General features: G+C 62.2%; 22 protein-coding genes. 11 read left to right on the plus strand and 11 right to left on the minus strand.

Features of this window, described 5'->3' with window-relative positions; translation table 11 throughout:
• Positions 1 to 225: hypothetical protein (locus VES88_09415; GenBank protein ID HYN81706.1), on the plus strand; the 225-nt coding region annotated here is incomplete at its 5' end.
• A 192-nt stretch (positions 226 to 417) separates the two neighbouring features.
• Here VES88_09415 and frdD read toward each other — a convergent pair.
• The 6 genes from frdD to VES88_09445 all read right to left on the minus strand — a co-directional run bounded on the left by frdD (position 418) and on the right by VES88_09445 (position 4,453).
• The gene (frdD, locus tag VES88_09420; protein ID HYN81707.1) at positions 418 to 771 is read right to left on the minus strand and encodes a fumarate reductase subunit FrdD; all 354 of its coding nucleotides are present in this window, start codon (positions 769 to 771) and stop codon (positions 418 to 420) included.
• Positions 772 to 1,188 carry a hypothetical protein gene (locus VES88_09425; GenBank protein HYN81708.1) on the minus strand — a complete coding sequence of 139 codons (417 nt, stop codon included), beginning with the start codon at positions 1,186 to 1,188 and terminating at the stop codon, positions 772 to 774.
• Positions 1,185 to 1,928, minus strand: a complete 744-nt coding sequence (locus VES88_09430; protein ID HYN81709.1) for a succinate dehydrogenase/fumarate reductase iron-sulfur subunit — start codon at positions 1,926 to 1,928, stop codon at positions 1,185 to 1,187. Before VES88_09430 ends, VES88_09425 begins: the two co-directional genes overlap by 4 nt.
• A 6-nt stretch (positions 1,929 to 1,934) precedes the next feature.
• Positions 1,935 to 3,674 (minus strand): fumarate reductase (quinol) flavoprotein subunit, encoded by a 1,740-nt coding sequence (gene frdA / locus VES88_09435; GenBank protein ID HYN81710.1) that lies wholly within the window; start codon positions 3,672 to 3,674, stop codon positions 1,935 to 1,937.
• Between the two features lie 31 nt (positions 3,675 to 3,705).
• Entirely contained in the window at positions 3,706 to 3,933 is a 228-nt protein-coding gene (locus VES88_09440; GenBank protein HYN81711.1) for a hypothetical protein, read from the minus strand.
• A 322-nt stretch (positions 3,934 to 4,255) separates the two neighbouring features.
• The gene (locus VES88_09445; protein HYN81712.1) at positions 4,256 to 4,453 is read right to left on the minus strand and encodes a PIN domain-containing protein; all 198 of its coding nucleotides are present in this window, start codon (positions 4,451 to 4,453) and stop codon (positions 4,256 to 4,258) included.
• 453 nt (positions 4,454 to 4,906) lie between these two features.
• Between VES88_09445 and VES88_09450 the strand changes: the two genes are divergently transcribed.
• A complete protein-coding gene (locus tag VES88_09450; protein HYN81713.1) occupies positions 4,907 to 6,235 on the plus strand; it encodes a hypothetical protein in 1,329 nt (442 codons plus the stop codon).
• Between the two features lie 140 nt (positions 6,236 to 6,375).
• On the opposite strand, the gene VES88_09455 is transcribed toward VES88_09450, so the two are convergent.
• Positions 6,376 to 7,878, minus strand: coding sequence for a carboxypeptidase M32 (locus VES88_09455; GenBank protein HYN81714.1), 1,503 nt, complete (start codon positions 7,876 to 7,878; stop codon positions 6,376 to 6,378).
• A gap of 146 nt (positions 7,879 to 8,024) precedes the next feature.
• Positions 8,025 to 8,756: a hypothetical protein gene (locus tag VES88_09460; GenBank protein HYN81715.1), complete on the minus strand. Its 732-nt coding sequence runs from the start codon at positions 8,754 to 8,756 to the stop codon at positions 8,025 to 8,027.
• A gap of 246 nt (positions 8,757 to 9,002) precedes the next feature.
• On the opposite strand from VES88_09460, the gene VES88_09465 reads away from it, so the two are divergent.
• Positions 9,003 to 10,268, plus strand: a complete 1,266-nt coding sequence (locus tag VES88_09465; GenBank protein ID HYN81716.1) for a class I SAM-dependent methyltransferase — start codon at positions 9,003 to 9,005, stop codon at positions 10,266 to 10,268.
• Here the strand turns inward: VES88_09465 and VES88_09470 are convergent.
• Positions 10,239 to 13,838: a protein kinase gene (locus VES88_09470; GenBank protein HYN81717.1), complete on the minus strand. Its 3,600-nt coding sequence runs from the start codon at positions 13,836 to 13,838 to the stop codon at positions 10,239 to 10,241. The genes VES88_09465 and VES88_09470 overlap by 30 nt on opposite strands.
• Before the next feature lie 781 nt (positions 13,839 to 14,619).
• On the opposite strand from VES88_09470, the gene VES88_09475 reads away from it, so the two are divergent.
• The 3 genes from VES88_09475 to VES88_09485 all read left to right on the plus strand — a co-directional run bounded on the left by VES88_09475 (position 14,620) and on the right by VES88_09485 (position 16,713).
• Positions 14,620 to 15,063: an HNH endonuclease signature motif containing protein gene (locus VES88_09475; GenBank protein ID HYN81718.1), complete on the plus strand. Its 444-nt coding sequence runs from the start codon at positions 14,620 to 14,622 to the stop codon at positions 15,061 to 15,063.
• A 97-nt stretch (positions 15,064 to 15,160) separates the two neighbouring features.
• Positions 15,161 to 16,411 carry a DNA polymerase IV gene (locus tag VES88_09480; protein HYN81719.1) on the plus strand — a complete coding sequence of 417 codons (1,251 nt, stop codon included), beginning with the start codon at positions 15,161 to 15,163 and terminating at the stop codon, positions 16,409 to 16,411.
• Positions 16,412 to 16,416: 5 nt separating this feature from the next.
• Entirely contained in the window at positions 16,417 to 16,713 is a 297-nt protein-coding gene (locus tag VES88_09485) for a DUF2277 domain-containing protein (protein HYN81720.1), read from the plus strand.
• A gap of 59 nt (positions 16,714 to 16,772) precedes the next feature.
• Here VES88_09485 and VES88_09490 read toward each other — a convergent pair whose 3' ends face one another.
• The gene (locus tag VES88_09490; protein HYN81721.1) at positions 16,773 to 19,466 is read right to left on the minus strand and encodes a glycoside hydrolase family 9 protein; all 2,694 of its coding nucleotides are present in this window, start codon (positions 19,464 to 19,466) and stop codon (positions 16,773 to 16,775) included.
• A 186-nt stretch (positions 19,467 to 19,652) separates the two neighbouring features.
• On the opposite strand from VES88_09490, the gene VES88_09495 reads away from it, so the two are divergent.
• The 5 genes from VES88_09495 to VES88_09515 all read left to right on the plus strand — a co-directional run bounded on the left by VES88_09495 (position 19,653) and on the right by VES88_09515 (position 25,107).
• Positions 19,653 to 20,948 (plus strand): sensor histidine kinase, encoded by a 1,296-nt coding sequence (locus tag VES88_09495; protein HYN81722.1) that lies wholly within the window; start codon positions 19,653 to 19,655, stop codon positions 20,946 to 20,948.
• Positions 20,938 to 21,615, plus strand: coding sequence for a response regulator transcription factor (locus tag VES88_09500; GenBank protein HYN81723.1), 678 nt, complete (start codon positions 20,938 to 20,940; stop codon positions 21,613 to 21,615). The genes VES88_09495 and VES88_09500 overlap by 11 nt, the downstream gene beginning before the upstream one ends.
• 131 nt (positions 21,616 to 21,746) lie before the next feature.
• On the plus strand, positions 21,747 to 23,882 hold the full coding sequence (locus VES88_09505; protein HYN81724.1) for a TonB-dependent receptor: 2,136 nt from the start codon (positions 21,747 to 21,749) through the stop codon (positions 23,880 to 23,882).
• A gap of 1 nt (position 23,883) precedes the next feature.
• Complete coding sequence (locus VES88_09510) at positions 23,884 to 24,588, plus strand: hypothetical protein (GenBank protein HYN81725.1); 705 nt, start codon at positions 23,884 to 23,886, stop codon at positions 24,586 to 24,588.
• A 192-nt stretch (positions 24,589 to 24,780) separates the two neighbouring features.
• A complete protein-coding gene (locus tag VES88_09515) occupies positions 24,781 to 25,107 on the plus strand; it encodes a heavy metal-binding domain-containing protein (protein HYN81726.1) in 327 nt (108 codons plus the stop codon).
• A 252-nt stretch (positions 25,108 to 25,359) separates the two neighbouring features.
• Here VES88_09515 and VES88_09520 read toward each other — a convergent pair whose 3' ends face one another.
• A complete protein-coding gene (locus VES88_09520; protein ID HYN81727.1) occupies positions 25,360 to 26,592 on the minus strand; it encodes a peptidoglycan-binding protein in 1,233 nt (410 codons plus the stop codon).
• Between the last annotated feature and the right edge of the window lie 45 nt (positions 26,593 to 26,637).

Genomic DNA, 26,637 nt, shown 5'->3' on the forward strand with positions numbered 1-26,637 from the left:
GTCTTCCGTGAGCGAGCATTCTGGATGTTCTCGACCGCGCACCGCGTCGGAGACATGCGCCGCCTGATCAAGTACTTCAACCGCACCCCGGAGTCGGTGTTCCCTACCGGCGGGTGGCACAAGGGCGGCAACTACGGCACCGATGTAAACTTCCCCGTGCCGCAGGCCGAGGAGAACAACCCGAACGTAACAGCTGGCAAGGCTTGCACCGACCGAGCCGCCTAGCGCCATCTCGTTCGGATTGAAGCGTGGTGTGTAGTACCGGAACGGCCGCACGGATGCTCTCGCATTCGAGCGGCCGTTCAACATTTCCATTCGCATCCGTTTCTTTACCGACTGTCGCGAGTCGCGCCTGAACGAAGCCGGGCGATTTCCTGATCGCGCGCAGCCGCTCACCCTTGTAAACAGGTCGCGCCTTTACGTCACCTGCAAGAGCAGATACCCGGCCCACAATGAGCCGACGAGCGCGCCACCGTAAAGGAGCGGGTTGATCACTTCGTTCAGGTGCTTGATCTGCAACCCATCATAGAGTGTGTAACGGAAGCGATGGGCTCCGTGAAACAGCGAAAACATGCACAGGACGAATAAAACCACGCGCGTGAGCGGATGACGCAACAGAACGAGCAGATGCTCGTGGCCAGGTGGCGAGATCCATCCAAGAGGGAACGCGAGTCCGAACAAGAATAGCAGGCTGGGTATCAGCATCGCCGACACCACGCCGCCGGCGCTGAAAAGCAGCCACAGCAAGGGCTCCACGGATCGTCTCGCCATTTACTCTCCGAGAACGAGCCAGACCACGAGCGCTGACGACAGCGCCCAGGCCACGTAGTTTGAGGCCATGATCAATGGTCCGGGCACTCGCTTGCCCAGCACGCGCACCACCATCGCCTGGGGCGCAAGGTTGAACCAGGTGATCGCATGCAACGCGACGAAGCACAGGCTCACGATGTTGATGACGAGAACGAAAAGGCTGCCGGACCAGGCCAGGAACTGTTCGTATCGAGAGTCCCCCTGGCTCACTGCGCGGACCAGCAAGAGGAGGTAGACGACCGACCACGCAACGAAGACGCTGCTCAGCTCGCGAAGGATGAACGCGAGATAGGAGCGGCGTTCCAGCCACCAGTACGTGGACACCCGCCGGCGGAACCAGCGCGGATGGTACTCGGCGGGGGCCGAGCGTTCGCTCATCGCGTGCTCCATGGCACCAGGAAAGCTTGCAGCGAGTCCAGCGCAGCGGTCAGCTTGTAACGCTGAATGGCACCGGCGGGATCGACATCCTTCGGACAGACCTCGGTGCATTCTCCCACGAAGGTGCAACCCCAAATGCCTTCGTGTTTGGAAAGGACCTCGAGTCGTTCGCGCGCGCCTTCGTCACGGGAGTCGAGGTTGTATCGTTGGGCGAGGGCGATGGCCGCCGGCCCAATGAACTCCTGGTCCAGGCCGTAGATCGGGCAGGCAGCGTAACACAGCATGCAGTTGATGCACATGCTGTACTGCGCGTACTCGTCCATCTCCTGCGGCGTCTGCAGATACTCGCCATCGGATAGCGGTTTGTGGTCCTTGCGGATGATCCAGGGTTTCACCTTGCTCAACTTTCGCATGAAGTCGCCGATCTCGACGACGAGGTCGCGAATGACTGGGAAGTTGCGCAGAGGCTCCACGCGCACGGGACCCGGGGCGTAGTCGGCCAGGAACGTGGCGCACGTCAATTTCGGTTCGCCATTTACGGTCATCCCGCAGCTCCCACAAATGCCCATCCGGCACGACCAGCGGTACGACAGCGTACCGTCCAGCCGGTCCTTGACATAATTCAGCCCATCGAGCACGACCCAGTCTTTGGGACAGGGCACGTCGTATTCCTGGAAAGTGGGAGCCGCCTCCTCCTCGGGACGGTAGCGTGCTACCTGCAGCGTGATCATGTCCGCCATTGAGTGCTACCTCCCATAGACCCGCTCGCCCGGAGGCCAGCGGGTGAGTGTCACCGGCAGATATTCCACCCGGCACGAGGCGTCGGGAGTCCGGTAGATAAGCGAATGCGCAAGAAAGCGCTGATCGTCGCGTGCGGGGAAGTCGGTGCGCTGGTGCGCGCCGCGTGACTCCTCCCGGCGCAGAGCAGCATTGACTATCGCCTCAGCGACGTCGAGCATGAAGGACAACTCGAGGGCCGCCACCCGCTCGGTGTTGAACGTGCGGCTCTGATCCTCGATGCGCACGTCGCCGAAACGCTCCTGCAGTTCGCGCAGCCTGTCGGCCCCTCGTGCCAGCGTGTCGCCGGAGCGATAGATGCCGGCACTCTCCTCCATCGTCTTCTGCATTTCCTCGCGAAGCGTAGCCAGGCGCTCGCGTCCGCCGCTCTGGTGCAGGAACTCGTTCGCCAACTGTCTCTCCTCGTCCCGCGCCTGCGCGAGCACCGCCGGGCTGGTCTTCACTTCGCCGGCAGCATATTCGGCGGCGGCGCGTCCGGCCCGGGCGCCGAACACGAGCAGCTCGGGCAGAGAGTTGGATCCCAGCCGGTTCGCACCGTTGATGCTCACGCAGGCCACCTCCCCCGCCGCGTACAATCCGGCCAGTGGCGTGGCACCATCGATGTCCGTGTGCACGCCGCCCATCATGTAGTGGACCACCGGCCTGACGGGAATGAGGTCCGTGACGGGGTCGATGTTCTGGTACTTCAGGCACAGCTCGCGCACGAAGGGGAGCTTGGTGTTGATTATTTTCTCGCCCAGGTGGCGGAGGTCGAGGTGGACGACGTGTCCGTAGGGCGTGTCGATGGTTCTCCCCTTCGCCACCTCCTGCACGAAGGCCTGCGACAGGCGATCTCGCGGCCCCAGCTCCATGCTGCGAAAGACCGGCTTCGGCTCCGGCTTGCCGAGGTTGTAGTCCTGCAGGTAGCGATAGCCGTCCTTGTTGATGAGGTACCCGCCCTCCGCCCGCGCCGCCTCGGTGATCAGGATGCCGGTGAACGGCAGGCCGGTGGGGTGGTACTGCACAAACTCCATGTCCTTCAGCGGGGCGCCTGCCCGGAAGGCGAGGGCCATACCGTCGCCCGTTTTGATACTGGCGTTGGTGGTGAAGGGGAAGACCCGGCCGCAGCCTCCCGTACACAGGATGACCGCGCGTGCTGTGATGGTCTCGACCTTCCCCGACATCAGCTCGATGGCGACCACCCCCTGAACATGGCCGTCATCGACCAGGAGCTTCGTCACGAACCATTCGTCGTAGCGAAAAACGCTCGTGTATTGGAGGGTCGTTTGGAAAAGCGTGTGGAGCATGTGGAAGCCGGTTTTGTCGGCGGCGAACCACGTACGCATCTTCTTCATTCCCCCGAACGGGCGTACGGCAATGCGGCCGTCAGGCTCGCGGCTCCACGGACATCCCCAGTGTTCCAGTTGGAGCAGCTCCTGGGGTGCTTCCCTGATGAAGGCCTCCACAGCGTCTTGATCGCTGAGCCAATCTCCGCCCGAGATCGTATCGTACGCGTGTTCGTCGAAGCTGTCGTCAGGGGCGATCACTCCCGCGGCGCCTCCCTCGGCCGAAACCGTGTGGCTGCGCATCGGATACACCTTGGAGACCACGGCGATGCTGAGGCGCGGGTTGGTCTCGGCGATGGCAATGGCGGCGCGCAACCCCGCCCCGCCGCCGCCCACCAGCAACACGTCATGAGAAGGGATCACGGCCCGCTTGTCCCTTATCGACCGTGCATAGCTACTTGGCCCACAGCCGCTCATCCACCAGGACCTTGCCGTCGTGACGGACCACCTTGCGACTCATGCTGCCATCGTGATACTCGTGACGAATGCTGCGGCAGCCGCAAGCATAGTCCAGCTCCTCAGTAAGCAATGCATCATCGTCCCGATCCTGGTAGCTCTCTGCATCCGCGATCCGCCCGCATGGCGCCTGTTGGCCCTTCAAGCTGGTGCTCTTGCTAGCCATCGTCTGCCTCCTTTGCTGGATCGAGCGACCCGCTGGCTCTATCATCTATCTCGGGATGGAACTGCACAAGGACTCGATTACCATCTGAATTCAGGGCCGGTCCGGGAATGGCAACGCGACCCGCAGTCCACGCACCAGTGGGCGGAGAGCCTGGAAGTCCCGATCTCGCGTGACTACCACCCACCCACGCTCCCGTGCCTGCACGGCCAGAAGCGCGTCATTCTGCCGACTCGCGCTCAGTCCCGCCGTCCCGCTCCGAGCGAGGATCGCGCCGGTACGACGCCACGCCGCGGTCGAAGCGGCAACAACTCGCCCGCGCCGCTCAAACGCTTCGAGAGAAGACGTCGTCAAGCACCCGCCGCGCTTTGTCGGTCCGCGCCCCCGCCATCAGCTCCGCAGCAACGATGCTCGAGAGCACCGTCGACGGCAGCGCCCAGTTAAGAAACGCCTTCAGTCGATCCAGATCCAATGGTTGGCGGAGGGCGTCAACGAAGACGTTCGTGTCGAGGGTGTAGATCAACCAGCGCGGCGGACCCGCTCGATGCTGGCCAGCCCGCCGGCCGCCACAAGCTGATCCAGCGCCTGGAACACCTCCGTGCGGAACACGACGAGGTCCAGGGCCGCGTCCACCGCAGCCGTCTCGGTTCGGTGCCAAGAGCGGCCTTCGCGGCGTCCAGCTTGCGCTGATCCATCAGCATGTTCTTGCGCTTCATCACGCGGGTTGTCCTGGCCATCGGTGGCTCGAAGAAAGGGGAACGCCGCACGATACTGTGGCGCCGCGAGCCGAGCGGACGGGCGAATAGCTCCGCCCCGACCACCCGCGGTGGCGTAGCGCGGCGTGCCGCGTCGCGCGATACTTCAACGTCCCCGGTTGAAATTCCTATTCCCTATCCCCCCGATTGAAATTCCTATCCCCAATTTCCTCCACGCGCCGGCAGAAGACTCTCCAGCGAGTCAGCCGAAGGAGATGAACATGTTTCATTCCCCACCGCTCCGCCCAATCGTCATCCTGGTCCAGTGCGCCACCTTCCTCGCGACTTCATTCCCGCTTCTCGCGCAGATCCCGGCGGTGACACCCACGCAAGGTCAGAGGCCCACATTCGTCCCTCGTATCAAGGAGATCAGGAGTCCCGCCGGTACTTATGACGGCAGGCCGAAACTGCTGCCACTCCAGACCTTCACCGTAGAGGGCAGTCTGTTCAACGATCTGGCCTCGCAGAACAGGATCACCGTCGTTCGGCCCTCAACCACCTTCTCGCCTGCAGTCCAGGTCGCTGAGATCATGCCTCTGTCGGCGACTAGCACCAAGCTCACGGCGCGGATTCCGGCGAACGTCGAAGGAGGCAGTTACGTCCTGCGGGTGAAGGTCGAAGGCTCAGAGCCGTCGAATGGCATCTTCGTCGAAGTTGCCGATCTCAACATAGGCGCGAGAATGGGAACGCCCCACATCATCTCCGTCAGTCCGGATAGTGGAAAGCGCGGAGAGTCGATATCGCTCAAAGGGTTGTTTCGGAGCTCACCGCGCATTTTTCTCGACCCAACATCGGCGGGAGGCGAGTCATTCTCTGTCGCACCGTCGTTCACCAGCCGTGAGGCAATCAGCTTCAAGGTGCCGGCAGCGGCATTGCCTGGCGGCTACCGCGTCTCCGTTGCATCGCCTGGCTCGGACGACCGCACCAATGCCCTCAGGCTTCGCGTGGTCGATGATACCGCGTCCAGATACGTCGTGGAAATCGCCAGGATCAGGAGCATTACCGAATCGGCGGACGGCATCGGATCAGACGAGATTTACGCTGTGGCGCTTTCGTTCCTCGTCGGTTCGGGCCTGGAGTCGCCCGTGGAAATGGGCACCGGCGTGTTCAACGATGTCGACGCCGGCGAATCCATACAGCCGTCGAACCCGTCCAGGGTGCGGGTTTTCCATGGAGCTTCGGCCTCGGACCACGTGATACTCATCGGACTCGAGGAGTACGACAGTTCCGATGGCGACGGCCCTGAACCAAAACGTGGTGAGCGTGTGATGCGAGGGATGGGCTACGATATCTCGGAGCAGTCCCGCGACCCAAGGCTGTCGTCGCGCGAGAAGCTCGTGGCCTTTGCGCGGCTCTCGATGATGAGAGAGCTCGCAAGCATTGTCCGCGCCTACAGCGACGACCTGCTCGGTATCGAGGAGCTTAGGCTGACTGACGCCGACATCCAGAAGGCAGCGCAGCTCCAGGGCGCGCCCGTCGTCAAGCAACTCGTCTTCAAGGGGGACGGCTCTCACTACGTGATGGACGTTCACCTGAGGATGATCAAGTGATGCGAGGTGTTCGAACCAGGAGGCGGCTCACAATCACCATCAAAGTTGCTTCGCGACGGAAGTACAAGTCTCATTCTCGCGCAATCAACGCTGCCTAGAAGCCCGTCAATCTGCGACCGCTAATCGGCCGAGCCCCGCCATCATGCAGATCGGTAACGGCGCGAGAGAGACTCGATCATCGCGGACGGGTCGGGAGCGCCCCCGGTCGCCCGCTCGATGAGCACCGCCGCCGGGTAACGCTGCCCGTGCCGGTGAACATTTTCGCCGAGCCAAGCGCGGAGCCTGCCGAAATCCCCGCGGGCAAACGCCTCCTCCAGCGGGCCAATCTCTCGCTCGGCGGCCGCGAAGAGCTGTGCCGCGTACACGTTGCCCAGCGTATACGTCGGGAAGTATGCAATGAGCCCGTCCGCCCAGTGTATGTCCTGGAGACAACCGGTCCTGTCATCGGGCGGCGTGATGCCAAGGCGTCGCTGGTAAAGCTCGGACCATGCCCCGGGGAGATCGGCTGCCGGCAGATCGCCCGCGAGCAGCGCGCGCTCGAGATCGAATCGCACCATGATGTGCAGGTTGTACGTTACCTCATCGGCTTCGATTCGAATGAAGCCGGGCTTCACGCGGTTGACCGCCTTGCGAAACCCATCGAGTGAGACGTCGTGCAGCGCATCTGGAAAAGAACTCTGAAGCTGCGGATAGAACTGGCGCCAGAAACCTTGACTCCGCCCAACGTAATTCTCCCACAAGCGCGACTGTGATTCGTGGATGCCGAGCGACACGGGGTCACCCATCGGCGTTCCGTAGTGCTCGCGATCGAGACCCTGATCGTACAGCGCATGCCCGCACTCATGGAGGAGGGCAAATAATCCGCGGGTAAAATTGTTCGGGAAGTACCGCAGCCCAATGCGCACGTCGCCGGGCCCGATCATCGAGCAGAACGGATGCTGACTTACATCGAGGCGTCCGCCTTCCGAATCGAAACCAATCGCCGCCGCGACTCCCGCGATGAACAAGCGCTGATTCTCGAGCGGAAATTCCCGCTTGAGCACATCATCGGGCGCAGGCGCCGACTTCTCGCGCAGCGACGCGACCAGCGGAACGAGGTCCGCCTCGAGGCGCGTGAACAACGGCGAGACGCGGTCGGTCGTCATGCCCGGCTCGTAGTCCTCGAGCAGCGCATCGTACCGCTCACCGACCCAGCCAAGGGCATCGGCCTTCTCTCGCGCTAACCCAAATATCCGGTCGATCCACGGAGCGAAGGTCTTGAAGTCGTCGTTGGTCCGCGCGTCCGCCCAGACCTGCGACGCAAGCGCGGTCACGCGCGCCCATTCCTCCACCAGCTCCCGCGGCAGGCGACGCTGGCGATCGAAATTCCGGCGGAGCTCACGCACGTTCACGGCCTGCGGGCTCTCGGGCTCGCTGACGAGCGAGGATGCTTCGATGGTGCCGAGAAGCTCATCGTAGCGGGGATCGGTTGCACGATCGTGAGCCAGCCCTGCCACCAGCGCCATCTGCTCTCCGCGATGCCCCACGCCGCTGCGCGGCATGTAGATCTCGGCGTCCCACTGCAGCAATCCAAGACACGACTCGAGCACGGTCTTCTCGCGCGAGAGCCGCACCAGCTCACCGTAGGCTTGTTCAGGATTCACTTTTTGGTCGGCGCTCGGTGGGCGTGGGTTCGATGACAAGTTCCTGGGCCGCAGAATACGCGAAGAGACTCGCCTTCAGAGAGGCAACAGAGCACGCGGAGCGAGCTCCTTTCAGTCAGCAACAACGCCTGATGGAGTGAGCGAGGCTAATCCGTCTTCTTCGTCTGCCGAGCTCTCTGCGCCGACTTCACTTCGACGGCGATGATGTGGGCTTCGCCCGAAAGCACCTCCCACGCGTGCTCCGCGTCCTCCATCCAGATCGCCTGCCCCGGATACGTATCGAAAATGACGTTCTTCCCATCTTGAAGCGTCAAGTTGAACCGAGCCGTGCCCAGGCTGACAAAGACGAACGGCGTATGCGAGTGCATGGGACTCTTTCTCCCCTTGACCGCCCGCGCGTCGAAAATCCGGACGTGATCGTTCTCCACAAGAACGTGGTGCACGTCGGGGTCGACAGTCACTGCGTCATTTGGTTTTCGGACGACCGCAGGGAGAGCACCCGCGGCGGGCCTCTGAGCGGATTTCACCTCCACCGCGATGACGCCAACCTTTCCCGAGATCATCTGCCAGGAATGCTCCATGCCGTCGCCGATCCAGGCGACCAATCCCGGATGAATGTCGAACATGGAGCTCTTGCCGCCCGGGAGACCCAGCTTCACTCGCCCTTGCTCCACTCCGATGAAGACGAAAGGCGGGTGACTGTGCATTGGACTGGCCGTTGGATACGAGGCGCGGGCCGCGAATACCCGTACATGCTCGTTGTCGAAGAGGACGTTGTGGACCCTCGGGTCGACAACTACTGCGTCATTTGCCTTTTGCGCAGACGCGGAAACAGGGAACCCCAGAGCGAATGCCAACGCGATAGCACAGCGTGTCATTGGAACCTTCGGCGGAGAGTTGGTCATACATTGCAGGTTACGTTCGCCCGCGTCAACTCGGTGTAGAGCCGCCCATGCCACGCTACTGTGTCAGTCGCCACCTCCCGAGTGACTGTGGAGCGCGTGTGGTATTGCACGCTTCCGTACGGTTCGGCCGAGGTGCGCTAAGTCTGAAAATGGCTTGCATGGCTGCCCGGATATAGGGCATAATCCACCCGAGCGACCAACCAAATTCCCACCCGGAAAATGTCCTACACTGAAGCGACGGTCACACCGCCAGTCTCGCGTGCCGGCATGCAAGCACCTGCGCGCCGCTCGAGCCGGCTCTCGCGTCTCCACCGCCGGCTTTCACAGGCAAACGTGCCCCCGTTCGAGGTGGAGCATCAGGATGGAACCATCGAGCGCCTCGTCGGCGGATCCTACACGGGCGACGACACGGACGAGCCGCGTTTTCGACTACGGATGCGCACCAGCAAAGGGCTGCGCGCGCTGCGCGAGCTCGATGAGCTCGAGCTCGGCATCGCCTTTCTCGATGGCGACTACGATATAGAAGGTGACTTCCTCAGCTGCCTCGATCTTCGCTCGGTTTTCACGGACCGGCATCCGGTTCGCTCGATCATGCGATTTCTCGTGCCGCTCGTCAAAGGCCAGCGTCAGGCTGATCTCGCGTGGGTACCGCACCACTACGATTTCGGCAACGAGTTCTACTTTGCGTTTCTCGACAAGCGCTTTCAGATGTACTCGCAGGCACTGTACACCGCTGAGAACGAGTCTCTCGAGCAGGCGGTGACGAATAAGCTGCAGTACATCGTCGATTCGTGCCGCCTCACCGAGGGCTCGCACGTCCTCGATGTCGGTGCCGGTTGGGGTGCCCTCGAGAAATTCACCGGACCGAAAGGGGTCAATACGACAATGCTCACGATCTCACACGAGCAGTACAAGTTTCTTTCGGAGTGGTGCGGCCGTCACGGAATGCCGGCGCATCTGGATGTCGTCCGCGAAAGCATCTTTGCCTATGACCCGCCGACGCAGTACGACGCCATCGTCCTGCTCGGCGTGATGGAGCACCTCCCCGACTATCAAAAGCTGTTCGTGCAATTTCGCCGACTGGTCAAGCCAGGCGGGCGCGTCTACATGGACTTCTGCTCGAACCGAAACAAGTTCAGCGTTAGCTCATTCACGTACAACTACGTGTTCCCCGGGAATCACACGCCGGTTTACATGCCCGGCCTCCTCGAAGCGGGGAACGCGACAGGCTTCGAGCCTATCGCGGTGCACAACGATCGCCACAGCTACTACCTGACGCTGGCGACCTGGGCGAGACGTCTGGAAGCCGCGCGCGAGACGCTCATCCCGAAGTTCGGTCAAAGGGTGTTCCGTCTCTTTCAGCTGTATCTCTGGGGCTGCGCGCATCAGCTCGGCCGCAATGGCAAGCTCGAGAGCTACCGGGTCGTTTTTCAGCGCTCGGCCGGCAGACCGTCCTCAGAGATCGGCTGCTACCGCCCGATCTAGCGGTTGTATCATCGCTCGCGCTTCGTCGAGCTCGGCGGAGTGCGAGTCTGCAGGGAAGTGGTCGACTGCCGCAGCGAGTATCGTCATCGCTTCGTGACTGTTGTCACCCGTGGCGAGCAGTCGGGCGAGGCTCGACGCCGCGCGCAGCTCGAGCGAGCGACTCTTCTGCCTGACGGCAACATCGATGGCGTTGCGGAACGCGGCTTCGCTTGCTTCCCGTGCTGCAACGCCGTCCGCCGTTGATTCGCCGAGCCGCAACAACAACTCGCCTTTCAGGCGGTGCAGCTCTGGCTCCCAAACTCGATCGTCATTTTTCGCTGCGGTGGCAAGCGCTTCTTCGATCACGGCGAGGCCCGCCTGCGGATCGCCGGCTCTCATGTGTGCGTCCGCCAGCAGCGAGAGGAAGTGTGGAAGATTCAGCTCCGAGCCTGTTCGACGAAACCCCTCGATACCACGAGTGAGCATCGTTCGCCCCGCCTCTGGATCGCCGAGGGCAGCCATTGACCACGCACTCAACATCGTCCCAATCGCTCGCCATTGCGCGAAATCGTGCGTACGCGCGAGCTCGATCGCGGCATCAGCGTGTTGCTTTACCATCGCGGCATCCCCGCGGTACTGGTGCAGCCATGCACTGAGACTCTCCCCATAGGCCACCGCGAATGGGTTCTGCTGCTTTGCAGCGAATTCGCGCGCGAGGCGGTTCGTCTCGAGCGCCTCGTCGGGCCGTCCCATGAGCCACTGCGCCACCGCGAGCCACGCGCCCGGCATGAACGCGCCGTACGCCAGACGATCCCCGACTTGCCTCGACGGATCATACGCAGCCATTCCAGTCTCGAGATGCTCTGCCGCAGTCTCGAACTCGCCGAGGTGAATGAGTGTCGGCCCCATCGCCGCACGGGCAATGAAGATCTGCTTCGCATCCCCGGTTTCTTCGGCGACCTTGATCAGCTGCTGAACGATATCGCGCGCCGTGTGGAGCTGGCCGCGCACGATATAGAACCGGTAGAGACCATGGAGAACGGAAAGCAGGGTCGGCGTGTCACTGACCTGAGAGCAGAGATCGCGGGCCCGCGAATAAGCCTGCTCCACCTCAGCCGCTGCGTACCCGAGCCGATCGGTGAGTGGCACGCCGAGCGCGACCTGAAGCTGCAGCTCGAGACGCGCACGGTCGATGCTGTCCGGTAGACTCTCGAGAGCTTTGAGGCCACGGCGCGCAAGCATGATTGCTTCCTTGCTTGCAAATACTCTCGTCGCCGTCCGAGCCGCCGTGAGAAAATACGTCGCCGCCTTCTCGAATTGCCGAGCTGCAGCGTGCAGAACGGCGAGCTCCGACGCGTAGCTCGGATCCGCGCCGTAGTACTGCTCCATCACCTCCGCCACGCCGGCGCTCAGCGTCGTGCGTCGAGTCGCGCGTAACGTTCCGTGCAGCGTGTTCTGGTAGAGGATGTGCGCAAACCGGTACCGCAGCGATGGTGTGCGACGCGCGAGAACGCGCTCGTCCACGAGCCGGACAATCGAGTAGACGCGCTCGAGCCGCTCGAGCCGCTCTTCCACTTCCTGGCTGTCCATCTTTATCGCGTCTGCTATCACGGCGGAGTCGAACTCCGTTCCCTGCACGCTTGCCGCGACAAGCAGGCTGCGATCGGCCTTGTCCAGCCGGTCCATCGTTCGCTGGATCACGCTGCGAATCGATTGTGGCAGCTCGGATTCAACGCTTTCGACGGATTGCTCGAGTCGCCACACATCATCGCGAAGAGCTACAACGCCTCGATGTACGAGCTGCCGCATCAGATCGACTACGAAGAGCGGCGTTCCCTCCGTACGCGCATGCAGCAAATCGACGAACTCGCGCGGGAATTCGTGGTTCGGATATGCATTCGCCAGATATGCGTCGAGCCCCTTACGATCGAACGCGGGAAGATGCGTCTCGCGGACTGCGCCACGGCCTTCGAGGTTCAGCTTCGCGTCGATGAAAGGATGCCGCGCCAGCTGGAGGTCCGACGGCCGATAGGTTACGAGAATCAACATTCGCAGAGTGTCGAAACGGTCGCCGAGGTACGAGATCAAGTCGATCGTCGACGCATCCGCCCAGTGGATGTCTTCGAGAACAAGTACAAGTGGACCGGAGCGCGTCAGCTCGAGCAACAGCGCACCGAGCTGGCGCTTCATCTGCTCCGACGAGCCGCCGCGGACGTCCGGCGACGTCCCGCCGCCTGTGGGGTTCGAGGGCGACGATGGATTCACCCGCACGTACCACGAGGGCGCGAGCTGTCGCATCTCTCGGCCGACAGCGGCGCCGTCGGGACCGGCGAGCAGGCTCTCCAATGCCTCCAGAATCGGCAGGTATGCTTCGGTGCCGGCCAGTCGCTCCGAGCAGCGCCCCGTGCTCACGCGGCCGCCGTGCCCCCGGCGAATCACGCCGCGAAGAAAACTCTCGACGAGCGCTGTTTTGCCCAGCCCGGCTTCGCCAACCACGGCGTGTAGAAGGCCCCGCTCGCTGGTGGACGTCTCAAAGCTTTCCATGAGCTCTGCCGCTTCGGTTTCGCGGGCCACGACAATGCGTTGCCGCGCCACGGTCGACGCGGACGATGCCGAAGGGGACGGAATTCTCTCGCCGCTGAACGCCGCCGGCTCCGTGGAGGGACCGATCGGATACGATTCCTGCGTCAGCTCCACGCTCGGCAGGTTGTCGAGTGCGCTTACGAGATCATCGGCCGATGCGGGGCGATCTGCCGCCTCCTTACGAAGACACTGAGTTACGAGACCCACAAGCTCGGCTGGCAAGCCGGCGCGAATCTCGTGAAGCGGTTGCGCGACGTGCATGAGGTGAGCGACCAGCAGCGCCTGATGCGATGATCCACTGAACGGCCGTCGGCCCGCCAGCATCTCGTAAGCAAGCACACCGAAGCTGTAGATGTCGGTGCGATGGTCGATCATCGGATCGGCGGCGATCTGCTCCGGCGACATGTACGCCGGCGTTCCGACACTCACGCCGATTGCCGTCAATCGATCGGCGTGCGGATCCCGCCCTTGCTGCTGCTCGGGGGACGTCGTCTTCGCGCTGACAATGGCCTTTGCAATTCCGAAGTCCGTGACCATCGGCGTTCCTTCGACGATGAGCACGTTTCCGGGCTTGATGTCGCGGTGAACGACGCCAAAGCGGTGTGCGTACGCGAGCGCGCGCGCGACGCCGGAGAGGATGCGGACGGTTTCCCGAACCGGCATGATCCCCTCGCGCTTGAGCCTTGTCTCGAGGGACTCGCCGGAAACGAACGGCATCGTGTAGTACGGCAGGCCGCCCGCCTCTCCCGCCGTGAGCAGGGGCACGATGTGCGGATGCTGGAGCCGCGCTGCCAGGAGGATCTCACGCTTGAACCGCTCGGTGGAGATCTCGACGGCGAGGTCAGGCCGGAGGACCTTCAGCGCTACCTTGCGGCCGAGGGCTGCTTCCTCGGCTACAAAGACGTAGGACATCCCGCCGCCGCCGACCTCGCGCTCGATCTTGTAAGAGGCACCCAGGCTGGCTTGCAGGCGTCTCGTCAGCTCCTGATTATCTCGGATGGCGGTCACCCCGCGAACAATATTGGGCCCCGCAAAGCGTCGCCAGTGCAGTGACTGGTCAGTTTTTAAGCGCCCTCTGACATTTCACCTTCCCTGTAATTCACCTGAATGAACCGAAGGTCCGAGGGACAAGGTAAACCAGGTCGCGAGATGGGAGGTGAGGTTACGGGGAATGGCTGTGCACTGAAAGGACGCTGCGCGCATATAACCGCTCACGACTGCGGTCCCAGCGTGCTCATTATTCAAAATGAGCGATTTCAAGGACCTCAAGGTCTGGCAGAAGGCCCATGTTCTGGCGCTCGATACGCATCGTGTGGCCTGTAGGATACGTGGGTCGAACAACGGCGGTCTCCGAATGCAGACGATTCGGGCGGCAATGTCCGTCCCCGCAAACATCGTTGAGAGTCGAGGCCAGCTCAGTCGCCGAGAGGCATGCCGTTATCTACGCATAGCTCTCAATTCTGCGACGGAGCTGGAATACCACCTGTTAACTGCAGTTGACTTGAAAGCGATAAGTCGACCTCAGTGTTTAACTCTCACCGACCAGCTGGTGGAAGTGAGAAGAATGTTGTACGGCCTCATCCGTTCGCTAAGTAGCAGAAACGACCCGGACAAACCGCCCGATCAGTCTTGAAGCAAGTCTCTCACACCTGACCCGAAACCTGCTAGGCTGGGCTCCTTGCACCTCGGACCTTCAGTTCCGTGATTGCACTTCGGGCCGCTGAAATGCCGAGGAAGCGCTCGATCTGTCCCGACTCGACCCCGACGCGCGGGCTCTTATCTTTCATCGATGCCTTCGCGATCACGTGGCCCCCGTCGCCGGGGCCGGCCCGCCCGGCAACCACAGGAGCTCACGTCGCTCCCCACTTCGAGGAACGCGTACAACGAAACGCGCGAGTGGCTGCTCAAGACCCATGGTCCCGTCTGCGCGTACTGCGAACGAAAAATTCGGCGCGATCGGATCACACTCGACCATGTCACGCCGCGGAAGGGAAAGACCGCCTACGACCGGCGGGACAACCTCGTGCTCGCCTGTCCCGCATGCAACATCGACAAGGCCGACAAGTCGTTCCTCGCCTTCCTGCTCGCGCGGAAGTCGCGCGCCGCAGCGGTACTTCGATATGGATCACACCTGAGCGGGATGCTCATCAAGCTAGCGACCGATATCGCAGGTCCCGAGGCGACCGCGCGCGCTGCACGGCTCGCCGATCCGGACTATCCCTACCTCGATTGACGGCTGCAAGCCGGCAGGAAAGCATCACGCTCGAGCTGGAAAGCTTAGACTACGAGCTTCGTACATTTTTTCCGTCAGTGAGGCAAGATTACCCCGTATGTCCGAAACTCCCCGGCGGATTCTGCTCGCAGACGGCGATGCGTTTTACGTCGCTGTCGCCCGCATGGTCGATCCGGAGGGAGCAGGGAAGGCGCCCCTTCTTATAGTAGGCGGGACGCGCGAGACCCGAGGCGTCGTATGCTCCGCATCATGGGAGACGCGCAAATTCGGAGTACGCTCCGGGATGCCGATCTCGCGGGCACTTCGCCTCTGTCCCGATGCGATGTGCGTTCCCGTTCCGCGCAAAGCCTGCTCCGCCAGACATCACGAGATTCGCGAAGTCCTCGAGCGATTCTCTCCCATTGTCGAAGGCGCCAGTATCGACGAATGGTACCTCGACATGGGCGGCACCGAAGGCGTCTATCATCACGAGCCACTCCGCACCACGGCGCATCGCATCAGAGATGCAGTGCGCGACGCAACCAGTATTTCTATTTCGATCGGTGGCGGAACGAACAAGCTGGTCGCCAAGCTCGCCGTCGAGCGCGCGAAGCCAAAGCCGGGAACGGGAGCGGACGGAGTTCACATCGTCGAGCCGGGAAGCGAAGAAGAATTCGTTCGCACGTTCACGCTGGCCGAGCTGCCGATGGTCGGGCCGAAATTCCAGGAGCGGCTTGCGAAGCTCGGAATGACGACAGTGCCCGATGTCCTGAAGCACGACCTCCCGACACTGCATCGCTGGTTTGGTGAGAGAGAAGCCGAGTGGCTCTGGGACCGCGTGCACGGGAGAAGCGAGTCCGAGGTCGATACAGGCGGCGGCGATCAAAAAAGCATGAGCCGGGACGAGACGTTCCCCGAGGACCTGCACGACGACGCCGACCTCGATCACGAGCTTGTTGCATTGGTGACACGCGTTGCATTCGATCTCCGCAGCGACAGTCTTGCCGCGCGCACCATCACCGTCAAAATACGCGACCGCGATTTCCGCACCCGCTCCGCGCGACGCACGCTAACTGAGCCGGTTGTGTCGGACCGCGTGATTCTGCGTGTCGCCCGCGAGCTTCTCACCAAGCTACGCGCCGCACGACGCGTTCCGGCCCGCCTCCTCGGCGTCGCGCTATCGTCCCTCGCGCACGATCCGAAGGCCGATCAGCTCAAGCTTTTCAAAGCGCGGGGTGAGGCTTCGGGAGAAACGGAGCGCGACCGCCTGGTCGCTCGCACGGTTGACCGCGTCAGAGATAGATTCGGGGCGAAAGGAATCATTCCTGCTTCTCTGACTACGACTCACAACACCGAACCAAAGAGGTAGGCTCCATGTGCAGAAATATCAGGACCCTTTGCAACTTCGATCCGCCGACATCGCACGAAGAGATTCGCGACGCTTCATTGCAGTTCGTGCGGAAGGTGAGCGGCATGAACAAGCCATCAAAAGTGAACGAGGCCGCGTTCAACCATGCGGTCGATGAAGTAAGTGAGGCGATTCATGAGCTACTTCATTCGCTCGTCACGAAAGCGCCACCGCGCGATCGCGAGGTCGAGACCGCGAAGCTGCGCGCGAAGTCAGCGGTGCGATTCGCCCGAATCGCCAGGGAATACAAGCAACCGGGCTAAGCCGCTATCGCTTGGTTGCGGCAAGCTGACCGCGGCGATTTGGGAGATCGAAGAAAAAATCAGTCCCGGTATTCGATTACCTCTCGTCGGTGCTGCACGCTGTCGTCCGGGATTACCACTGCCACCCACGGTTGATTCGCTGACTGAACCCTCGCTTTCCAGCGGATCGCACTCGGCCTTCCCTCCCGCATCAATACAGATCTTACGGGACGATCGATGGCGAGATTCTCGGCACGAATCGCGAACCTGTGCGCGCCTGCGCCTGAAGCCCGCACGGTGATCGTGACCTCTCCCTTTGCCGTTGTCGCCGGCGTGACGGAGAAATTGACCGGCTCCCTAGTGCGCGGCTCCCTCGACGCGACTCCTTCGAGGTCCGCCATCAGCCACAGCCAGCGGCTCACCGGATGCACCCACACTTCCTTGTAGACGTACATGTTCTGCGACGGCCAGTACGGGAGGTCGGTCGTCCCACGGCTCTGCATTCCCACCGGCAGCGCGCCCACAAAGTCACCCGACGATACGCTGTACTGCTGCGCCCAGTCGTATCCTTCGCCGATCATCGTGCTCTGAACGAATGGATTGCGACCGACGATCCACTCGGCCTGTTTCTGGGCGAGCTCGAGCCCCGGCGCATCACGACGCAGACGTGAAGCAGCGGACAATGCCTTCGCCTGCGACAGCAGCACACCAAAGTTTCCGCGACGCGCGAACCACACCGGGAATGCCTTGAGATAGTAGCCCTCACCCATGGGCATTCCTTGCAGCACCTGTTCGCGGAACGCCTCACGCGTCGCCATGTGCAGCGCGCCCTTCTCGGGCACCTGCAGATACTCCCTCTCGTCGTAGACGTACGCCGGCAGCACCTCGTACGGCTCAGTCGCGCGCGCACCGGCTTTCTGATACTCGGTGTACAAAGCGACCGTCGAGTACCACTTCATCCAGTCCTTGTGATTCGGAAACGTTTCGACCAGACGCGCGAGCGCCACAATCGGCACCTGATCGTTTCCTCTGTGGAACTGGTGAAAGAGCGTGTCCCTGTCCGGACCGGTATAGAAGAAACCGGCAAGAGGGAAGCGCGAGCCGACATAGCGCTTCTGCTGCGAAGCGATGATGATCGGTGCAAGCTCGATTGCCTTGTCTGCGTATTGCTGCTTGCGCGTCGCCTCATAGAGCTCGAGCGACGCGAGTATGCCGATGCCTGCGAGCTCGATCGGTGTCGCAGCAAACGCGGGCGTGTGCCAGGTCTCCGGACCTTCCTTTCCGGCGATGGCGTGCCGCCAGTCGTCTTCCGCGGTCGCGAGGCTCCGCGCGGCGAGTGCGGGCTCGGTGTCCTTCAGGACGCGATAGGCGATAGCTTCCGCGGCGGCGGCGATGTAGTTGACGTTCGGATTGTTCTTTGCTTCGCGCGAGCGATCATCCGCGTCGCCGACGATGTTGTTCGTCCACAGGTTGTGCGACGCGAATCCAATTCGGTAGCCACCGTCGAACCTGACTCTCAACACCCACGCCAGTCCCCACTTTGCTTCCTCGACCAGCCGGCGATATAGGTCGCCATTGTCACCGCCCGACTTCAACCGCTCGGCGAGCGCGAACATCGCGTACGTCGCCTCGCCGGTATTGATGAGCCCCTGCGACAGATCGCCTGCGTCATGCCACCCGCCGCTCATCGTGATTTTCTGATCGCCGAGCGTCGCAAACCAGTCGAGGTGATCGACGCCGTGCGATCCGGGAACCGCATATCCGCAACGCTCGCCGAAGAAAAAGTTGATCGTCTTCCAGATCGTCCCTCTCCACACGGTGTCGCTTACCTGGAAAGGACGCGTGCGCAGTCCACCGGACTCGATCACATAGCGTCCGGGCGCGCGCACGGCGGAGAAGTCCATCTGCTGGAATTTGCCGAGGCGCGTCGCAACGTTTTTCACGGGTTTCTCGAGTACGACTCTCGTCGCGCCGCCCGCGTTGACGCGCCGCACGCGGAACGTGCGCGCGGTGACGCCGCTTGCGATCGCCGTCTTCGATGCGCGCGAGGGATAACCCGTGTGACTGAACGAGATCTTCCCCGGTGCGACCGACCAGCCCTCGTAGTGATCCGGCTCCACGCGCTGCAGATCGATGCGCCCGATCTCGAAGGCAACGCGATCGCCGGGCTGCGCAAGCATCTTGTTCACCCAGTACCCGATCTCGATTGCGGTCACCTTGTCGCGCGGGAGCGGAGTGATCTCCCAGTTCACCTGCTGCCACTTGTTGTTCTGCAGCGTCACGTAGTGAATTCCCTCGCGATAGTACGCGTCGGGCAGCCTCACCTTTCCATCGTTGTGGAGAACGATCTGGATCGGAAGCATCGGAAAGCCCGACACGAGCGGACGAATCCAGAACGAGAGCCGGTTGTACGGACTCCAGTCTTCCCCCGCGAAGGGCCGCTTCAGATTCACCGACGAAAGCCTGCTGCGGGTGGGAGCAGGCGTGTGGGTGAACATGTCCATGTCAACGCGGAGTGCCGGCCTCCCTGTCGCGCCGTTTTCGGGATGGAAGCTGAGCGTGCCGGTGCCCTGAAAAACCCAGTTGGCGGGCGCGGTCATCGGCTCGACTGTGCGGGTGGCGAGCACCTTCTTCGACATCCAGCCGAATTCGGCCGAATTCCGGTAGTCGATGGGCATTGGCATCGCTGGAGCTTGAGCGGCGCCCTGCGCTGCCAGGAGCGCGGAGACGCACAGCCCGAAAAAATGCGCCGGTTTCGCTGAATTCACTTCCATGGGGCGAAGGTGTTGCGATTACGAGTCGTTCGCAAGCGCGGCAGGCTGCGAGTGGGGCTCGTCAAAAAAGGCATCGGCGTGTGGTCATTGAGCAGTAGGCGTTCCCGCAGTGACTCCGGGTGCTATTCTTAGGCATAGCGGCAGAGGAAACTCACACTGCCGCGCACTCTCCGGAGAAACCAGCGATTGAAGCCACCGGCAGAATTTGACGCGGCTCTTCTTCAAGGCCTCGTAACACTCGGTACAGCAGGCCTGTGCTGGTTCCTGTTCGCGAGATACCGGCAGCGCTACTTCCTGTGGTGGTCGGTTGCGTGCACCCTGTACGTCTTTCGCATTGCAGCCATCATTGCGTTTCTGAGTACAAAGGCCGAATCGTGGCTGCTGCTCCACCAGATACTGACTGGATGGACAGCGCTGGTACTTCTATGGGCGGCTCTCACGTTCTCGCGTCTGGCCGAATGGCGTTCGTTGTACGGCGCTGCGCTCGTCTTTCCGGTCGCCTGGTCGTTCGTCGCGATTTACGCACTGGACAGCTTCATGCTCGCCGCCATTCCAGCCGTGCTCTTTTTGAGCCTCGCCACGCTCGCAACCGCCTGGGTCTTTCTCCGACAGTACAGGATCAACGGCTCACGGGGAGCAGCGGTGCTTGCCGGCGTGCTCGGCGCGTGGGGAATTCACCATCTGGACTATCCATTGCTGCGAGCCCAGGGCGCCTGGAATCCCTGGGGTTACTATCTGGACATTCTCTTCCTGCTCGCAATGGGGATCGGGATTGTCATACTCGGCTTGGAGGAGCTCGACAGAGCGAACAGCACGGTGATGGTGCGCACCTCAGAGCTGGAGCGGCTATCCGCCAGAATAGTGCAGCAGCATGAGGAGGAGCGTCGCCGCGTCTCACTCGAGCTTCACGATCAGACCGCCCAGGTATGGGCGGCGGTGAAGATGCAGCTCGGCCTCCTCCGCGAAGGTGCACCGAACGATATGTCGGTCCGGCTCGACCGGACGCTCGAGCTCGTGGATGCCGGCATACAAAGCATTCGCAGCGTTACGACCAATCTCCGCCCTCCACTCCTCGATGATCTCGGTCTCGGGCCGGCACTCCGTGCACTCGTCGAGAGCTTCGCCGCACAGTCGAATCTGAAAGTATCCGCTCACCTTCCGGCCGTGATGCCTGCTGTTGCCCCGGACGCGGCGCTGGCACTGTTCCGGGCAGTGCAGGAGGCCCTTTCCAATGTCGCCCGCCATTCCTCCGCAACATCCGCCGAGGTGCGCCTGAGTGTGAGTGATGGGGCGCTCACCCTGACGATAAGCGACAACGGTCGTGGATTTCCCGCGCCCGGTATTCCCTTGGACTCCACTTACTCTTCGCTCGGACTGGCGGGAATGCGAGAGCGCATTGCCGCTCTGCGCGGCTCGGTGACGTTTACCTCGAGCATGGGTGCTCTAGTCACGGTGCGAGTTCCGCTGACCAATGCCTCCTGAGTCCGGGCGCCCGCCGGATATGATTCGCGTTCTCATCGTCGATGATCACGCAGTTGTGCGCGAGGGAATTCGTCACGTGCTCTCATCGGACCCCGACTTCGAGGTGGTGGGAGAGGCTGCGGGCGGAGAGCTGGGCGTTACGCTCGCCGAATCGCTCAAGCCAGACGTCGTGATCCTGGACCTTTCGATGCCGGATCTTCCTGGTCTCGAGGCCGCGCGAAGGATACGGGCGCAGCTTCCTCGCACGGCCCTTCTGGTGCTCAGCATTCACGATCACCAGGAGTACGTTCTGCGGAGCATCGAGGCGGGAGCTCAAGGGTATCTGCGCAAGGATTCCTCGCCTCGCGAGCTGCGCAACGCGATTCGCGCCGTTTACGAGGGCAGCACGTTTTTCAGCGCGCCGGTGGCGCGGCATGTTTCCGTCGCCATTGGAAAGCGCGCTCCGGAGGAAACGCCGGGAACGCGAGGTGACACTCTCACGCCGCGCGAGCGCAGCGTCCTGGTCGAAATCGCTCACGGCCGAACCAACAAGGAAATTGCGGGCACGCTTGGTGTCAGCGTGCGAACCATCGAGTCGCACCGCGAATCGCTGCTGAAAAAACTCGGCGTTCGAGGCACGGCGGGGCTCACACGGTTTGCGATCGAAGCGGGACTACTGGCGCCTTAATCTCCACGCGCCTCCGTAGAAATACGGAAGGATAGACCGCAGTTCAGCGGATTCTCCGCTGCTCTCCGCACGGCCAGTTTGGAATGCCACGATTCAGCGGCATTCACCGACGGCCCGGAGTACTCCTTCCAATGTCTCGCATTCTGATCGCACTTCTCGGCGTGTGCGCCGCGCTTCCCGGTTTCGCGCAAGCGCCCGACATCCCACGAAGTCCTGGCGCTCTGGACACCGTGATCATCACCGCCACGCGCACCGAGCGTTCCACCTTCAACACTCCTCAGCCAGTCACGGTGCTGGATGCACGCCTCTTTCGCGAGCGGCTTCCGAATGGACTCGCCGACCTGTTCCGTGATTTCGCGGGGCTGGATGCCAGCGGAGTGGGGCCAAACCAGAGGCGACCTGAGATCCGGGGAATGCGCGGCCAGCGCATTCTGCTGCTCCAGGATGGATTGCGTCTCAACAACTCTCGCCGACAACAGGACTTCGGCGAGCTTCCCGCGGTTGCGGGCACCGCGGGGATCGAGCGGGTGGAGGTCGTTCGCGGACCGTCCTCAGTGTTGTATGGCAGCGATGCAATCGGCGGCGTCATCAACATCATCTCGCGCGATGTTCCCACCGACCAGGGCGCTGTGGCCGGCGAGATCATGTACCGCTATGGTAGCGCAGGCACCGTCAAAGCTCCCTCCGGCAGCGTATCGGCCCGGTTGGGCCGCTTCGCCGTGCGCGCCGGCGCGGCGTACCGTGATTCGGAGCCGTATCGTGCGCCCGCAGGGAACTTCGGCAACATCACGCTCTCCGAAAGCGAGCTGGTCCACGACTCCGGAATTCGCGACCGCTCCTATGATCTGTTTTCGAGCCTCGATGTGAACAGCTTCAGCCAGTTATACGCGCGGGCAGGATGGTACACGGCCGATGACGCCGGCTTCGGATTCATCGATCCCGCACTCCTGGGACCGGGGCAACCAAGAATTCAAATTCTTTACCCCAACCAGTCGTTCTCGCGCTACGCCATCGGTTACCGATCGAGCGCGTTTCCCACCTTTTTCGCGCATCGAATCGAGGTTACCGGATATACACAGCGCAACGAGCGGCATCTCGACAACCTCATCCTGATTCCGGCGGGGCCTGGCGCGACGATTGACACCAAGACCTGGAATTTTACGGACCTGTCCACCGTTGGCGCGCGACTGGAGCTCGCGCGGCCGCTCGGACAGGCGGCGACGCTGACGTATGGAGCCGACGCGTTCCGCGATCGCTCAGATAACACCGACTCGAGCAGGACCGTCATTACCGGCTTCGGACCGCCGATCACGCGCATCAGCACCACACCGCAGGTCCCCAATGCGACATTCACCAGCGTTGGACTATTCGGTCAGCTCGAGGCTCGACCGTTCCCCCGGTTGTTGACAGTCCTCGGTACGCGGTATCAGACCGTTTCGGCCGAAACGCGAGCGACGACCGGGCTCGAGCATGCAGCTCAAGAGGGGGACGATCGTACGCTTGTCTGGAGCGCGAACGGGCTCTTCCGCGTCACTGGCAACGCAAATGTCGTGATGTCGTTCGGCCGGGGCTTCCGTGCAGCGAACCTGGTCGAGCGTTTTTTCGAGGGTCTGGCACCGGAAGGAAATGGGTTTCAGCGCGCGAACCCGCAGCTGGACCCGGAGAGGAGCTTCAACTCCGACCTGGGCGTGAGGTATCGCGGCGGTCCGTTCAGCGCGGAGGGATTCGTCTTTCGCAACGACATCTCCGATGCCATCCGCGCGCGTGCCACGGGAGATTCCGTGAGCCGCCGGCCTGCCTTCCAGAACCGGAACATCGGCAGGCTTAGGATGCAGGGCGTCGAGCTGAGCACCGGCGTTCGCACAGCGACCGGGCTCGACGCTGCCGCGAGCTTCACGCGGCTCAATGCAACGAATATCTCCGATCCGGACAGCCCGGTTGGTGACAGCTACTCCAGCAAGGTGGTCGGCGATCTCGGCTACCGGGCGCCAAGCGGCCGGTTCAGCGCGGGATACACGGTGCGTTATCAGGGCGAGCAGAGCGAAGTCATTGTCGGCACAAATCCGATCGGCCCTGTAATCCCCGCGTTCGTCGTGCACTCGGCGAGAGCGAGCGTCGTTCTTCTCAGAGCCGGCGATCTCGTGAACGAGCTGGCTTTCAGAATCGAAAACATCGGGAACACACTGTATGCCGAATTCCCGAACGCCAGCTTCTTCCGGCCTGAGCCCGGGCGAAACGTGAGTCTCGGACTGCTGGTGCATTTCTAGGGTGCAGATCGTCTACTGGATTCCGGTCGTGACGACAATCGTGGCCGCTGTCTTCGCGACGATTGTGCTGCGACGCTATCTCCAACGTCGCAGCGGGCCCCATCTGCTCTGGTGGGGAGTTGGGCTTGTGATCTACGGGATCGGTACGCTGACCGAATCGCTCACCACGATATTCGGATGGAACGAAGGTGTCTTTCGCGCCTGGTACATCAGTGGAGCCCTGTGCGGAGGCGCGCCGCTCGCTCAGGGAACAGCTTATCTACTGCTCCGCAGGCGAACGGCAAATGTGCTCGCCGTGACGCTGATTACAGTGATTGCGGCTGCAGCAATACTCGTGGTGCTGTCACCGATTGACTACTCGGCGGTCGAGGAGCACCGCCTCTCGGGACGAGTCCTTGGCTGGCAGGGCATTCGCATGATCAGCCCTTTCATCAACACCTATGCTGCGGTGTTTCTGATAGGCGGCGCGATCCTGTCCGCATGGCGTTTTCGGAGCGATCCGGACAAGCATCATCGCTACGTCGGGAACGTGCTCATTGCCATCGGCGCCATCCTGCCGGGAATCGGTGGCACGTTTACCCGCTTCGGTCACGTCGAGGTTCTGTATGTCACGGAATTTGTAGGGCTGCTTCTGATCTTCAGCGGCTACAGGATGAATGTTGCCGAGCCGCACGCGTCTCTTTGGCGCCAGCCGTCGGCAATCTGAGATTGCGCGCGGTGGGGTCGCCGCGGTCGCGATCATGGACCACCTGGAGCGAGCCGACTGTGCCGTGTGACCGACGACCCCGAAATTGCCCGGCGCTTTGGCTAAATTCACGTGCACGCGGCGACGTTGCGATTCCGAAGTAGCCTGCAAGCTCGCTGTGCCACCCGTACTCTCGAACCAGGGACACTCACAATGATCATTGTCACAACACCCACGCTCGAAGGCAGCCGAGTCAGACAGTACCTCGGGTTGGTTACCGGCGAGGCGATACTCGGAGCGAACATCTTCAAGGATTTCTTCGCGGGAATACGCGACATCGTCGGCGGCCGCTCGGCAGCCTACGAAAAGGAGCTGCGCTCAGCCCGGGATATCGCCATCCGGGAAATGCAGGACGCAGCCGAGGCGATGGGCGGCAACGCTGTCGTTGGGGTCGACATCGATTATGAGAACATCAGCATGGGACAGGGCGGCGGCATGCTCATGGTGAGCGCGTCGGGAACTGCGGTACTCATCGAGTAGCGGGAAGAACTGCAACTGAGGACAACACGCTACCTGCGAACCGCTGATCGCTGATCGCTGCGCGCTGAAGCGGAACAACACTGAGTGACCGCGTGGATGCGTATGTGCGTGCTTTTCCGTAGTTAGCGCGCAGCAGGCCGCGCTTTGCGCCAGGCGGGCAGCGTGTCGTCCTCAGTTTGAGACGCAGAAAAAAACGCGCCGCCCGCCGGAATCGGCGAGCGGCGCGTTCGTCGTGCTCAATCAGCTAAGCGGTTAGAAACTGTTCGCGTAGCTGGGTTCGATCGTCGACAGCTGCCGGCGAATTATGGCCCACGAGCTCTGAACAGTCGACGACGGGCGAGCCTGCTGCATCGCATCATCAACCCGGCGTGCCGCAGTGATAAGCGAGCGACCGGCAACTGCTGCCGCGTCGGCGTTGCCACCACCGCGAACGAGCTGCTCATACAGCGACGCGTTATCCGCGAACGCCGAGAGTGCAAACCACAGATCGACGTCGCCGGCTGTGTACGCACGCCGCGCATTCACCGTGGCGGTACCGGAGACCGAAAGATCCAGCCGCTGGCGGCCGACGAGGTTCTGCGCATTGCGGCGCAGTGTCGTTGCCGACTCTACGGTAAGCACAGCGCCGAACGAGGAGCCGACGGATCCGGCGCCCACCGCGCCACCGGTTGTCAGGCCGAGCGAGCGAGCGGTGCGCCAGTCGAGATTACCCGTCGCGGTCAGGCCCTTGTCGACCTGATACTCGAACAGAGCGCGACGAGTCGCGTCGTCGAGCTGACCATTAACGGTACCGCGGTAGTAATTCTGCTGCGCAAGCGCCTGCTGTGCCGCGCGAATTCTGTCCTCCGCCGTGAACACCGTGTAGGCGTCGGCGATTCGTCTGCCACCGCGCGCTCTCAACGTTACCGGCTGGTCGAGCTGAACAGCGAGGCGGGTTCCCGCGGGAACATTGACGTTTTGCCCCGATGACAGGATGCTGCCGAGGGCCGAAAGGATGCCGGACGCGGGACTGTTCTCGGACCCCGCTCCCATGATCGCTCCTCCGATGCCGCCGCGTCCGCCAACGAGCACCACGCGTGCATTAGGATCGGCGTCGATCTGACGTCGCTCGGTTGCGTCTGTGCTCGTAAGCCTGCCGTCGATCGGATAGGTCGTGCCGTCAGGCAGGGTCAGACGGTCGAAAGCCACTTCGATGACGCCCGATTGCTGCCGGGTTGCGGGCTGGACGAAGGAAATAACGCCGCGGATGCGGCTGCCGGCCGGAATGACCGTGTATTCGTCGGCACTGACAGTGTCGACGACCACTGTAGAGAAACTCTGTCCGACCTGGAGGTTGTTCGATTGAAGCGCTGTTGCGGTGCGTACGATAATTACGCTGCCTTCGGGCAGCAGCACGCGCGCCTGTGCAGCAAGGCCTGACGCAGCGAACAGCGACAGGGCCAGGCTCCACGCTGCGCCGGGCAGGAATTTCGTTCGGATTTGCATGGCTTAGCTCCTTATTGAGCGTGGGAACGAACAAGTCCCAACCAT

The sequence above is a fragment of the Gemmatimonadaceae bacterium genome, from assembly GCA_035633115.1.
GTDB lineage: Bacteria > Gemmatimonadota > Gemmatimonadetes > Gemmatimonadales > Gemmatimonadaceae > UBA4720.